Genomic DNA, 12,615 nt, shown 5'->3' with positions numbered 1-12,615 from the left:
CCGGCCGCCCGTCGCCTGCGTCCCCGGCACGGCCGGGGACGCGCTACGCTAGCCCGCCAGACCCATGCCCCGCCGCTCATGGCCCGTCCCGACCTGCACGACCGCATCCAGTCCTTGCGCAAGCTGCGCGAGGCGCAGGGCCGCATCCGCGTGCGCCGCAGCGTCGGCCGCCGCGACGGCGTGCGCCTGGAACTCGACGGCCGCTGGCTGACCGGCTTCTGCAGCAACGACTACCTGGGCCTGGCGCAGCAGTTCGAAGTGCTGGCCGCGCTGCAGGACGCCGCCGCGCGCGAGGGCGTCGGCGCCACCGCCTCGCACCTGGTCTGCGGCCACCACGCGCTGCACGAGAGCCTGGAACGCGAGGTCGCCGACTGGCTCGGCTATCCGCGCGCGCTGCTGTTCGGCAGCGGCTTCCTCGCCAACCTGGCGGTGCAGCAGGCGCTGCTGAGCGAAGAGGAGGACGTGTGCGTGCAGGACCGGCTCAACCACGCCAGCCTGCTCGACGCCACCCGCCTGGCCGGCTGCCGCCTGCGCCGCTATCCGCACCTGGATGCGGAGGGCGCGATGCGCCAGCTCAAGCACGCCGCCGACGGCGCGGCGATGCTGGCCACCGACGGCGTGTTCAGCATGGACGGCGACATCGCCCCGCTGCGCTCGCTGACCCTGGTGGCGCGCACCCAGCAGGCGATGATGTACGTGGACGACGCGCACGGCGTCGGCGTGGTCGGCCCGCATGGCCGCGGCTGCGTGGCCGAGGCCGGGCTCGGCGTGGCCGACGTGCCGCTGCAGCTGGTGACCCTGGGCAAGGCGCTGGGCGGCTACGGCGCGCTGGTGGTCGGCGACGAGGCGCTGGTCCGGCACCTGGCCGAAACCGCGCGGCCGTATCTGTACACCACCGCGCTGCCGCCGGCGCAGGCCGCCGCCTCGCTGGCCGCGGTGAAACTCGCGCGCCGCGACCAATGGCGGCGCGAGCGCCTGGCCGAGACGATCGCCGCGTTCCGCGGCGGCGCGCGCCGCCACGGCCTGGAACTGATGGCCTCGGACACGCCGATCCAGCCGCTGCTGTGCGGCGACGAGGCCAGCGCGCTGGCGCTGTCGGCGGCGCTGGAGCAGGCCGGCTTCCTGGTCTCGGCGATCCGCCCACCGACCGTGCCCGAAGGCAAGTCGCGGCTGCGGGTGACGCTGTCGGCGCTGCACACCCCGGCGCAGGTGCAGGCGCTGCTGGATGCGCTGGCGCTGGCGCGCGACCGCCTGGCCGCGCACCCGGTCGGCCTGCCGGCGTGAGCGGCCTGCCGTGAACGATGGCGACCTTGCGGCGCGCCGCAAGGTGTGGGACGCGCTGTCGGAGCTGTACCTGGACGACGCTGTCGCCGCGCGGCACGCGCACATCGCCGCCGTGCTTGCCGCATCGCCCTATGCGCCGGACACGCTGCAACGGATGCTGTTGCGCGACGTGCATCCGCGCCTGGCGCCGAACCTGTTGAGCGTAGCCGGCGTCTGGCAGGGCTTCGACGGCGACTGGCTGAGCACCGCGATCCAGCGGCGCGAGGGCATGCAGCGCTGGCCGGCCTGGCGCACCCGCGCGTATCCGCGGGAACAATGGCGGTTGCTGCTGCCACGGCTGCTGGCGCTGCGCGCGGCACGCTGACCGCGGCAGCGCGCGATTCTCTTCTCTCATTCGGCACACGATCGACGATGCATATCGAGACGCTGGGGCAAGGCCCCGATCTGGTCCTGATCCACGGCTGGGCGCTGCATGGCGGCATCTTCGCGCCGCTGGTCGAGCGCCTGTCGGCGCAGTTCCGCCTGCATCTGGTGGACCTGCCCGGGCACGGCCACAGCCGCGGCGACGACACCCCGCTGGCGCTGCCGCACGTGGTCAGCGCGATCGCCGCGGCGACGCCGCCGGCGGCATGGCTGGGTTGGTCGCTGGGCGGGCTGTTCGCGCTGCATGCCGCGGCCACCCAGCCGCAGGTGCGCGGCCTGGCGATGCTCGCGGCGACGCCACGTTTCGTGCGCGGCAGCGACTGGCCGCACGCGGTGGAACCGCAGGTGTTCGCGCAGTTCGGCCGCGACCTGGCGCAAGACTACCGCGGCACGCTGGACCGCTTCCTGGCGCTGGACACGCTGGGCTCGGCGCATGCGCGCGCCGAACTGCGCACCCTGCGCGAGACGCTCGCCGCGCGCGGCGAACCCGATGCGCAGGCACTGCAGGACGGGCTGACGCTGCTCGAACGCACCGACCTGCGCCGCGCGCTGCCGGGCCTGCGCGTGCCCAGCCTGTGGATCAGCGGCGAACGCGACCGGCTGGTCGCGCCGGCCGGCATGGACGCCGCCGCGGCGCTGGCGCCGCATGCGCAAACGCTGCGCATCGCCGGCGGCGGCCACGCACCGTTCCTCGGCCATGCCGATGCCGTGGCCGATGCCTTGCGCGAGTTCTTCGCCGCGTTGGCGTAGGGCATTGCGCTTCTCAAGCCTTGTCCAGCGCTCCTGGGAAAAACGATCGACCCGCGCTACCGCGTCCTGACGGCGCTCCACGTCAGCGCGGCAGGCTGTGTGAAAATGTTGCTGACATCTGGCCGCCAATACATGGAGAACAACCACATGGACCCTCAGGACCCACGATTCAGCGGACTTAGCATTGCCACTGGCACCGTTCGCTACTCGGACCTCGGTTATTTGATTGCTACGAACGATCTTTCTGTCAGCGAAGGCTATACCGACTCGATACTGCTCAGCCTGGATCGTGGAGCCTGGGGCGCCGGCGCAGTGCCATGGCTTGGCTGTTCCGGAACGGTCTGCCATGTGCCGGCCGAACGTTACCTGGCGCTGGGCACCAATGGCTCGGTTCGAGCCACTGGCGGCGGCTCCATAAGGGAAGAAGCATCTATCGCCAGCTGCGGAATGGATCCGGAAAAGCGCGGCCCTCTTCGTGAGATACGCGGCATCGCCAAAGGTCGAGCCTATGCCGTTGGCACTTGTCGGCAGGCCTACGTTCGCGATGGCGAAGATCAGTGGCGATGCATCGACCAGAGCGCCCAGGGCGGTGACACCCCGATCACCGACACCAGTTTCGAGTCGATCGACGGGTTCAGCGAGCAGGAAATCTACACCGTCGGCTGGGAAGGCGAGATCTGGAAGTACGACGGCTCCGTCTTCACCCAACAGAACAGCCCGACCAATCTGGCGCTCCACAAGGTGCGCTGCGCGCCGGACGGCTTCGCCTATGCCTGCGGCCAGCTCGGCACCTTGCTGCGGGGGCGCGATGATCGATGGGAAGTAATTGAGCATGGCACCATCAAGGAGGATCTCTGGGGCATGGAAGTGTTCGGCGGGCAGCTGTACGTCTCCTCCAGCCATCTCGTCTATCGGCTCGAGGACGGCAAGCTCACGCCCGTCGATTTCGGCGACGACGTGCCGCGGACCTGCTATCACCTGAGTGCGGCCGACGGCATCATGTGGTCGATCGGCCCCAAGGACGTCATGGAGTTCGATGGCTCCAACTGGACGCGGCGCCTGCAGATCGACTGACCGCTAGCCCGCCATGCATCGCGTGTGCGCTGCGTGTCGCGCCGTATACGATCCGGCGGCCTCGGCAAACTGGACACCCGCATCGCTCATCTCGATGACCCGCGTACTGTTGACGCACTGGACTCGAAGCCCTGCGGCACGCGCCGGCCAACTATCGCGAGATGTTCGCCGGTCTGGTACCGGCATTCCGGGCGCGAAATGCGAAGCGGTGTCGCGGTACCGCCCTAGCGGGATACGATTGGCGCGACAGAAATGCGATCTCGAGTTTCAGCAACAGGAGCGCAGCAGATGGCATTAAGGGTCGGCACGATAACCAGGCTGTTCGGGCTCTTGGTCGCAGCAGGCGCCAGCATGCCCGCCATGGCTTCGCCCCCGGCGGAGCCTTGCCGGTTCGAGGCGCCCGCGGACCTGGACGCGGCCCCCGCCCGATGGCTCGGCGGTTGCCGGAAGGGAGCCGCCGACGGGCTCGGCATCGTCAGGGCCGGGACTGCCGAGCCCTATGCCTTCTTCGCGGGACGCATGCAGGAGGGCCGTCCCGCCGAGGGCCTGCTCATGCTGCACGCGGGAGGGTTGATGGTTGCCGTTCGCTTCGACGCGGCCTTGCGTGTCGTGAGCAGCGACGGACTGCGGCCGAACGAGGACGACCGCGTATTCGCGCAAGCGCGAGCGGCGGCGCTCGAAACCGCCGCGCGCTTGCGCCAGCAGGGAAACCGGGCGTCTGCCGACTATTACGCCGCCCTGGCGCAGCGGATCACGGAGAGCCGTGCGGAATGAACGCACGCGACCGCTCCTCGGTGTCGCCTCCCCATGCAGGGCCAATGCAAGCCAACGGGCGATGATCCGCACCGTTTGATTGCCCGAGTCCGCCAAGAGCCGCTCCCCGGGGATCGGTCGCCTGCCCGACCGGAGGCGTCACCTCGGATTGCCGCATCTGCGTGCGAATCCTGGCGTCCGGAAAACGGCCTCGCAGCATCGCGCTCGCGGCTCGTTCTCGCCCTGCAGGACGAACGCGAACGATCCGCCACGGCGGCGCCTGGCTGGCCGCCGCGACGGCGATGGACGATCATCGCGGTTTCGACGAGCGGAGCGAACGCATGGATCTGGGCATCGCCGGCAAATGGGCGCTGGTCTGCGCCGCGAGCAAGGGCCTGGGCCTGGGGTGCGCGCGGGCGCTGGCCGGCGAAGGCGTCAACGTGGTCATCGTGGCGCGCGGCCAGGACGCGCTGGACGCGGCGGCCGCCGGCCTGCGCGCGCTGCCCGGCGCCGGCGAGGTGATCGCGGTGGCCGCGGACATCGCCAGCGAAGACGGCCGCGCCGCCGCGCTGGCCGCGTGCCCGCAGGTCGACATCCTGATCAACAACGCCGGCGGCCCGCCGCCGGGCGATTTCCGCGACTGGGAACGCGCCGACTGGCTGCGCGCGCTGGACGCCAACATGCTGGCGCCGATCGCGCTGATCCGCGCCACTGTCGATGCGATGCAGGCGCGCGGCTTCGGCCGCATCGTCAACATCACCTCGGCGGCGGTGAAGGCGCCGATCGATACCCTGGGCCTGTCCAACGGCGCGCGCGCCGGGCTGACCGGCTTCGTCGCCGGGCTGGCGCGGCGCACGGTCGCGCACAACGTCACCATCAACAACCTGCTGCCCGGCCAGTTCGACACCGACCGGCTGCGCGGCAACTTCGCCCATGCCGCGCAGCGCAGCGGCACCGACGTGGACACGCTGGCCGCGCAGAAACGCCAGCAGATCCCGGCCGGGCGCTTCGGCACCGCCGACGAATTCGGCGCGGCCTGCGCGTTCCTGTGCAGTGCGCAGGCCGGCTATATCAGCGGGCAGAACCTGTTGCTCGATGGCGGGGCGTATCCGGGCACGTTCTGAGGGGCCGGGATTTGGGATTCGGGATTGGGGATGCGTTGGCGACTGCATGTACTGGCGGGCCAGGCTTGCGTGGTCCTGCTGCTCGGCGGGCGGAACCTGTTGATGGCGGGGCTTGTCCGGGGACATTCCGAAGGATCGGGAGATGGGGATTCGGGATTGGAGAATGCGTGGGCGTTGCACGCGCTGGCCGGGTCGGGCGTGGACCTGCTGCGGCAATCGCCACGGGCCGGCTTGGAATGCCCGGCGCGATCCCAGCTCGCTGGAACGTTCATGACGCCATTTTTTTATGCGTGACCCGGTGCGTTCCTGGCCGCGGTGCCGCCAGACCACGGCACCCTGCTCTGCCTGGGGCCAGCGTGAACTGATCCAGTGCCCGTGCAAGCGTGGCGCATCGGCGCAATGCGCGGCAGCTGGCCGCCATGTGCCGCGGCCGGCGATAATGCGCCGATGGATTCCTCTTCGTTCGACGCCCACCACATCCGCCGCGCGTTTTCGCGCGCTGCGGCCAGCTACGATGCCGCCGCCGCCCTGCAGCACGAGGTGGAGAAGCGCCTGCTCGAATCGCTGGACTACCTCGGCGACCGCGTGCCGCAGGTGGTGCTGGACGTGGGCAGCGGGCCGGCGCACGCCGCGGCGACGATGAAGAAGCGCTGGCCGCGCGCGCAGGTGATCGCGCTCGACCAGGCGCTGCCGATGCTGCAGCAGGCCAAGCGCCAGGCCGGCTGGTGGAAGCCGTTCGGCCGGGTCTGCGCCGACGCGCGCGCGCTGCCGCTGGCCGAGCACAGCGTCGACGTGATCTTCAGCAACCTGTGCCTGCAATGGGTCGAAGACCTGCCAGCGGTGTTCGCCGGCTTCCGCCGCGTGCTCAAGCCCGGCGGCCTGCTGCTGTGCTCCAGCTTCGGGCCGGACACGCTGATCGAACTGCGCGAGGCGTTCGCCCAGGCCGACCGCGAAGCGCCGCACGTCAGCCGCTTCGCGCCGATCGCGCAGTTCGGCGATGCGCTGATGCTGTCCGGCTTCCGCGACCCGGTGCTGGACCGCGACCTGTTCACCCTCACCTACCCAGACCTGCCCGCGCTGATGCGCGAGCTGCGCGCGATCGGCGCCACCAACGCCCTGAGCGCGCGCCGCCACACGCTGACCGGCCGTGGCCGCTTCGCCGCGGCCAGCGCCGCCTATGAGCCGCTGCGCAACGCCGACGGCAAGCTGCCGAGCAGTTGGGAAGTGATCTATGCCCACGCCTGGGCGCCGCCGCCGGGCGCGCCGATCCGCGAAGGCGGCAGCGAGATCGCCGCCGTGCCGGTGTCGGCGATCCCGATCCGCCGCCGGGGGGATTGAGGCTACGCACTTCCGGGACTCGGGACCGGGAACTCGGAACTCGCAAGAGCCCGGAACCGGTCTGTGCGATGTGCCACTGTAGGAGCGGCTTCAGCCGCGACGGGCTTTACCGGGAAGGCCCGTCGCGGCTGAAGCCGCTCCTACACTTCTGCGCCAGGCAGCGCTGGATTGAACCGCGCCACTACAGCTCGGTCGCGCCAGCACCGCAGTGCGTGCCCGACGAACGCGCCAGGGCGGCTGGGTGCACTGTGGGAGGGACTTCAGTCCCGACGCGGTCCAGTCGCGGCGAGGCTCCCCGCTTCGTTCGTCGCGACTGAAGTCGCTCCCACACGGGAGTCGCTCCTGCAAGGGACTCGCGCATGTGGCGTTGTGCTGGATGAGAAGCGCGTATGCGACGGCGAACCCGCCCGCAGGTCCGGCGGCGCGCGCTCCACCCTCGCGCGCCGCCACCGCTCAGGCCGACACCTGGGCGATCCAGTCCTGCAGGTTGTAGTAGTTGCTGACCCGGGCGATCTTGCCGTCGCGGATGTCGAAGAACGCGCCGCCGGGCAGCACGTAGGTCTGCCCGCGCGCCGGCGGCAGGCCTTCGTCGGTATGGTGGTATTCGCCGTGCACCACGTATTCGGCGGCGGCGCGGCGGCCGTCCTGCCCGCCCAGCACCACGATGTCGCGCAGCTGTTCGCGGTAGCTGGCGTTCATCCGCTGCAGGAAGGCGGCGAAGGTGTCCTTGCCGATCTCGCGCGCGCCCTGGTTGAGGTCGTGCGCCACGTCGTCGCTGAGCTTGTCGAGCATGGCCGCCCAGTCGCCGCGGTTGAACGCATCGTAGTAGGACAGCACCAGTTCGATGGCGCGGTCTTGTTCACGGGTCCCGTCGATCTTCATCGCCACCACCTCCTGTCATGCGGAAGGCCCATGATACGGCGGCCGGGCGTGCTCAGGCGCCCGGCGCCACCAGGTCGCGATGGAAGAAGTAGACCTCCTGCAGCAGGAAGCGCCAGCGGGTCTGGAAGCTGCGGAAGCGGGTGCTCGGGGTCGAGGACGCCAGCGCGTCGATCTGCAGCTCCCGGCACAGGCGCAGCGCGCGCGCCATGTGCAGCGGATCGCTCACGACGATCGCCCGGTGCAGGCCGTGGGCGCGCATCAGCTGCCGCGCCTGGATCAGGTTCTGGCGGGTGGTGCGCGAGACGGTCTCGATCAGGATCGCGTCGGCCGGCACGTCGTGGCGCAGCGCGTAGCGGCGCGCCACCTGCGATTCGGCGAAGCGCGCACCGTTGCCGCCGAAACCGCCGGTGAAGATCAGGGTCGGCGCGTAGCCGCGCTGGTACAGGTCCAGGCCGTGGCGGATGCGCTCCTCGAACACCGGCGAGGGCTTGGCGTCGTAGGCGGCCGCGCCGAGCACGATGATCGCGTCGGCCGGGGCCGCCTGGTCGCGGTCGCCGACCCAGACGATGTAGATCGCCACGCCCAGCAGCCACAGCGCCAGTACCGCGCCCAGCCGGCCGAGCCAGCCCAGCCAGCCGCGGCGTCGCCGCGGCGTCACGCCGTCCCCCACGGCAGGGCGTCCAGGTCGACGTTGCCCCCGGACAGGATCACCCCGACCCGGCGCCCGGCGAAGCGCGCCGGCTGCGCCAGCACCGCCGCCAGCGCGATCGCCGAGGACGGCTCCACCACCTGCTTGAGCACCTGCCACAGCAGCCGCATCGCCGCCACGGTGGCGGCATCTTCGACCACGATCGCCTCGGCCTGGCCGTGCAGCAGCGCGAAATTGGGCGCGCCCAGGGTGCCGCGCAGGCCGTCGCACAGGGTGTCGGGAACGAAGTCCAGGCGGCGTTCGCCGGCCGCCAGCGAACGCGCGGTGTCGGCGGCGCCGGCCGGCTCGGCCAGCAGCAGCCGCGCCTGCGGTGCCAGCGCCGTCAACGCCAGGCGGCTGCCGGCCGCCAGGCCGCCGCCGCCGACCGGCACCACCAGCAGGTCCAGCGGGCCGCTGGCGCCGAGCAGCTCCAGCGCCGCGGTGCCCTGGCCGGCGATCACCGCCGGGTCGGCGTAGGGATGCACCAGGGTCGCGCCGGTCTGCTGCTGCACCTGGGCGCACATCGCCTCGCGCGCGGCGATGCTGGCCCCGCACCGCCACAGGGTGGCGCCATGCCGGGCGATGTTGGCCAGCTTGGCCGCCACCGCGCCCTCCGGCACGACCACGTGGCAGCCGATGCCGCGGGTGCGCGCGGCCTGCGCCAGCGCTGCGCCGTGATTGCCGGAGGAATGGGTGACCACGCCGCGCGCGGCCTGCGCTTCGTCCAGCGCCCAGACCGCATTGCAGGCGCCGCGGAACTTGAACGCGCCGCCGCGCTGCAGGTGTTCGGCCTTGAAGAACAGGGTCGCGCCGGTCAACGCATCCAGCGCCTGCGAGCGCAGGACCGGGGTCACCTGGGCATGCGGGGCCAGACGCGCGGCGGCGGCCGTCACATCGGCGAAAACGGGCAGTGAAGATGAGACCATGCGTGAAAGGTTAACGTATCGCCATGGGCGCGCGCCGCCGCCGGCATCGGCGCAACGCCACCGTTGCGCGCGACTTAAGCGTTCAATCAACGACGAAGCGGGTTAAGGGGGCATTCAATGCAATACGCAGACCCTGTCGGTCAGCCTCAGGGAGAGGAATCGCCATGAACATGCGCCTGATCTGGGCCGCTGGACTGCTGGCCACGCTGGGCGGCTGCGCCACCTACGACTACGCCGGCAGCGACCAGGGCGGCTACTACCGCGGCTCGCCCTCGGTCGAGTACCGCTATCCGCCCGGCTACTCCAATGGCTACTACCCCTACGGCCCTTACGGCGCCGTTCCCTATGGCTACGGGTCCGGCTATTACGGCTATGGCTACTACGGCTATGGCGGCCCGTACTACTACCGGGACCGCGACTATTACGGCCCGCCGCGCCATCGCCCGCCGCCGCCGCGCCCGCGGCCCGACGACAATGGCCGTCCACCGGACCGGCCGCCGCCGGCCCTCGGCGGCCGCGACCGGGTCAAGGCGCCGTGGCGCGACATGGACCGGCTGCGGCGTCCGGACGCCGCCAACGCCGGGCCGCGCCCGCAGTCGATGCAGCCACGTCCGGCCGCCGCGCCGCGCCCTGCGGCAGCACCGCGACCGGCAGCGCCCCGGCCCGGCAATCTGGGTCGCAGCAATGGGACGCGGCGCACATTAGAGCCATAAGAAAACGCTTGATTTCACGGAGCCACAAGACGCACTCTACGTCGTACGGGGTGACCGGCTGCGTCGCTTTATGACCCGAAGGGGTCGCCCCACCGTCTATGTCGATGTCCGACAGGGAAATCTGGATCCCCCCTGTTCCGGCCCTGTCGGGCGTCGGCGCCTAAAACGAAAAGCCCCGGTTCGCCGGGGCTTTTCGCGTTCGGGCCTTGCGGTGGCTGGCTTCGGGCCCGAATCGCGGGCATAAAAAAGGGCCGGCAGTCCCCCGACTACCGGCCCCCAGCTCCCCCGACGTGCGCGTGACTGGCCCCTGTTCCAATTCCAGTCGTACGCCCCTGACGCAATGCCACGTTGGGTGCAGTAGGGATATCTGCAGATGGCGTGCCAACTTTAGTGCCGAATCCTCAAACTGTGACCCAACCGCTAAAATTCCCGTTTTCCGGCGCTCACGGACCTGCGAGCGCGCCCATCCCGGTCCTCGCGGCCGGCTGACGAGTTCCCCGATGAGCGATTCCTTCTACCGCTACGACGTCATCGTGATCGGCGGCGGCCATGCCGGCACCGAGGCGGCGCTGGCGTCCGCGCGCGCCGGCGCGCGCACCCTGCTGCTGACTCACAACGTGGAGACGGTCGGCGCGATGAGCTGCAACCCGGCCATCGGCGGCATCGGCAAGGGCCACCTGGTCAAGGAGATCGACGCGCTGGGCGGGGCGATGGCGCATGCCGCCGACCTGGCCGGGATCCAGTGGCGCACGCTCAATGCTTCCAAGGGCCCGGCGGTGCGCGCCACCCGCTGCCAGGCCGATCGCAACCTGTACCGCGGCGCGATCCGGCGCCTGGTCGAGGCGCAGCCGGACCTGACCCTGTTCCAGGCCGCGGTCGACGGGCTGATCGTGGCCGGCGAGCGCGTGTGCGGCGTGGTCACCCAGACCGGCCTGCGCTTCGAGGCGGCGGCGGTGGTGCTGACCGCCGGCACCTTCCTGGCCGGCAAGATCCACATCGGCCAGACCCAGTACGCCGGCGGCCGCGCCGGCGACCCGCCGGCCACCGCGCTGGCGCAGGCGCTGCGCGACGGCCGTTTCGGCGTGGACCGGCTCAAGACCGGCACCCCGCCGCGCATCGACGGGCGCAGCCTGGACTATGCGGCGATGGAGGAGCAGCCCGGCGACGCTCCGCTGCCGGTGATGTCGTTCATGGGCGAGATCGCCCAGCATCCGCGCCAGGTCTCGTGCTGGATCACCCATACCACCGAGCGCACCCATGACATCATCCGCGGCGCGCTGGACCGCTCGCCGCTGTACACCGGGCAGATCGAGGGCATCGGCCCGCGCTACTGCCCATCGATCGAGGACAAGGTGGTGCGCTTCGCCGAGAAGGCCAGCCACCAGATCTTCGTCGAGCCCGAAGGCCTGGACGTGGCCGAGATCTACCCCAACGGCATCTCCACCTCGCTGCCGTTCGACGTGCAGCTGGAGCTGGTGCGCTCGATCCGCGGCTTCGAGCGCGCCCACATCACCCGTCCCGGCTATGCGATCGAATACGACTTCTTCGACCCGCGCGGGCTGAAGGCCTCGCTGGAGACCAAGGCGATGCCCGGGCTGTTCTTCGCCGGCCAGATCAATGGCACCACCGGCTACGAGGAGGCCGCCGCGCAGGGCCTGATCGCCGGGCTCAACGCCGCGCGCCAGGTGCGCGGGCTGGAGCCGTGGTCGCCGCGCCGCGACCAGGCCTACATCGGCGTGCTGATCGACGACCTGATCACCCACGGCACCACCGAGCCGTACCGCATGTTCACCAGCCGCGCCGAATACCGGCTGCAGCTGCGCGAGGACAACGCCGACGCGCGCCTGACCGGCATCGGCCGCGAGCTGGGCCTGGTCGGCGAGGCGCGCTGGGCGCGCTTCCAGGCCAAGCAGGAGGCGGTGGCGCGCGAGAACGAACGGCTGCGCGCGCTGTGGGCCACGCCGGGCAACGCGCTGGGCCGCGAGGTCGCCGCCACGCTGGGCGTGGCGGTCAGCCGCGAGACCACCGTGCTGGACCTGATCAAGCGCCCGGAGCTGGACTACGCCGCGCTGATGCGGGTGCCGTCGCTGGGACCGGGCGTGGACGACGCGCAGGTCGCCGAGCAGGTCGAGATCGGCATCAAGTACGCCGGCTACCTGGACCGCCAGCGCGAGGAGATCGCGCGCCAGCAGCGCCACGAGGACACGCCGATTCCCGAGGCGTTCGACTACGCGCAGGTGCGCGGGCTGTCGGCCGAGGTGCAGCAGAAGCTGCAGCGCGTGCGCCCGCAGAGCGTGGGCCAGGCGCAGCGCATCCCCGGCATGACCCCGGCGGCGATCTCGCTGCTGCTGGTGCACCTGGAGCGCGCGCGGCGCAGCCGGGTGGCGTGAGCGGCGGCGTGGCGGCGTTGCCGCCTGCAGCGGAAGGACCGCCCTGGGCGGCCGACCGGCCGCGAAGGCGCTGGATGGAATGTTCCACTACCGATCGGCGGCACTGACTCCGCAAGCGCATCGCGCATCCACTCTTCGTAGCAGCGGCTTCAGCGCGACAGGCATTGCCGGTGACACCGGTCGCGGCTGAAGCCGCTCCTACAGGGGGCCATCGGCGCGAGGGACTGCGCTCAGCGATCCGCCGCCGCGCCCGCGCCGCCGCCCAGCGCG

General features: G+C 71.2%; 12 protein-coding genes. 9 read left to right on the top strand and 3 right to left on the bottom strand.

Going from position 1 to position 12,615, the window contains the following annotated elements; translation table 11 throughout:
• The first annotated feature begins 78 nt into the window (after positions 1-78).
• From bioF to bioC, 7 genes are all read left to right on the top strand, one after another.
• Complete coding sequence (bioF, locus tag OCJ37_RS02095; RefSeq protein WP_263112062.1) at positions 79-1,284, top strand: 8-amino-7-oxononanoate synthase; 1,206 nt, start codon at positions 79-81, stop codon at positions 1,282-1,284.
• A gap of 10 nt (positions 1,285-1,294) precedes the next feature.
• Entirely contained in the window at positions 1,295-1,648 is a 354-nt protein-coding gene (locus tag OCJ37_RS02090) for a DUF7079 family protein (RefSeq protein ID WP_263112061.1), read from the top strand.
• 47 nt (positions 1,649-1,695) lie between these two features.
• Positions 1,696-2,457 carry a pimeloyl-ACP methyl ester esterase BioH gene (gene bioH / locus OCJ37_RS02085; protein ID WP_263112060.1) on the top strand — a complete coding sequence of 254 codons (762 nt, stop codon included), beginning with the start codon at positions 1,696-1,698 and terminating at the stop codon, positions 2,455-2,457.
• Between the two features lie 105 nt (positions 2,458-2,562).
• Complete coding sequence (locus tag OCJ37_RS02080) at positions 2,563-3,531, top strand: hypothetical protein (protein ID WP_263112059.1); 969 nt, start codon at positions 2,563-2,565, stop codon at positions 3,529-3,531.
• Between the two features lie 360 nt (positions 3,532-3,891).
• Positions 3,892-4,305: a hypothetical protein gene (locus OCJ37_RS02075; RefSeq protein WP_263112057.1), complete on the top strand. Its 414-nt coding sequence runs from the start codon at positions 3,892-3,894 to the stop codon at positions 4,303-4,305.
• A gap of 320 nt (positions 4,306-4,625) precedes the next feature.
• Positions 4,626-5,408 (top strand): SDR family oxidoreductase, encoded by a 783-nt coding sequence (locus OCJ37_RS02070; protein WP_263112056.1) that lies wholly within the window; start codon positions 4,626-4,628, stop codon positions 5,406-5,408.
• 447 nt (positions 5,409-5,855) lie between these two features.
• Positions 5,856-6,746, top strand: a complete 891-nt coding sequence (bioC, locus tag OCJ37_RS02065) for a malonyl-ACP O-methyltransferase BioC (RefSeq protein WP_263112055.1) — start codon at positions 5,856-5,858, stop codon at positions 6,744-6,746.
• Between the two features lie 453 nt (positions 6,747-7,199).
• Here bioC and OCJ37_RS02060 read toward each other — a convergent pair whose 3' ends face one another.
• The 3 genes from OCJ37_RS02060 to OCJ37_RS02050 are packed head-to-tail and all read right to left on the bottom strand — an operon-like array spanning position 7,200 to position 9,242.
• On the bottom strand, positions 7,200-7,628 hold the full coding sequence (locus OCJ37_RS02060; RefSeq protein WP_263112054.1) for a ketosteroid isomerase-related protein: 429 nt from the start codon (positions 7,626-7,628) through the stop codon (positions 7,200-7,202).
• A 52-nt stretch (positions 7,629-7,680) separates the two neighbouring features.
• Positions 7,681-8,298 carry a YdcF family protein gene (locus OCJ37_RS02055; RefSeq protein WP_263112053.1) on the bottom strand — a complete coding sequence of 206 codons (618 nt, stop codon included), beginning with the start codon at positions 8,296-8,298 and terminating at the stop codon, positions 7,681-7,683.
• Positions 8,283-9,242, bottom strand: coding sequence for a pyridoxal-phosphate dependent enzyme (locus tag OCJ37_RS02050; protein WP_263112052.1), 960 nt, complete (start codon positions 9,240-9,242; stop codon positions 8,283-8,285). The genes OCJ37_RS02055 and OCJ37_RS02050 overlap by 16 nt, the downstream gene beginning before the upstream one ends.
• 164 nt (positions 9,243-9,406) lie before the next feature.
• On the opposite strand from OCJ37_RS02050, the gene OCJ37_RS02045 reads away from it, so the two are divergent.
• Together OCJ37_RS02045 and mnmG are read left to right on the top strand one after the other, a co-directional pair.
• Positions 9,407-9,955, top strand: coding sequence for a hypothetical protein (locus OCJ37_RS02045; RefSeq protein ID WP_263112051.1), 549 nt, complete (start codon positions 9,407-9,409; stop codon positions 9,953-9,955).
• A gap of 500 nt (positions 9,956-10,455) precedes the next feature.
• The gene (gene mnmG / locus OCJ37_RS02040; RefSeq protein ID WP_263112049.1) at positions 10,456-12,345 is read left to right on the top strand and encodes a tRNA uridine-5-carboxymethylaminomethyl(34) synthesis enzyme MnmG; all 1,890 of its coding nucleotides are present in this window, start codon (positions 10,456-10,458) and stop codon (positions 12,343-12,345) included.
• The last annotated feature ends 270 nt before the right edge of the window (positions 12,346-12,615 follow it).

This window comes from Xanthomonas sp. AM6, assembly GCF_025665335.1.
In the GTDB taxonomy this organism is placed as follows: domain Bacteria; phylum Pseudomonadota; class Gammaproteobacteria; order Xanthomonadales; family Xanthomonadaceae; genus Xanthomonas_A.
This window is presented reverse-complemented; position numbering and strand designations above follow the sequence as displayed.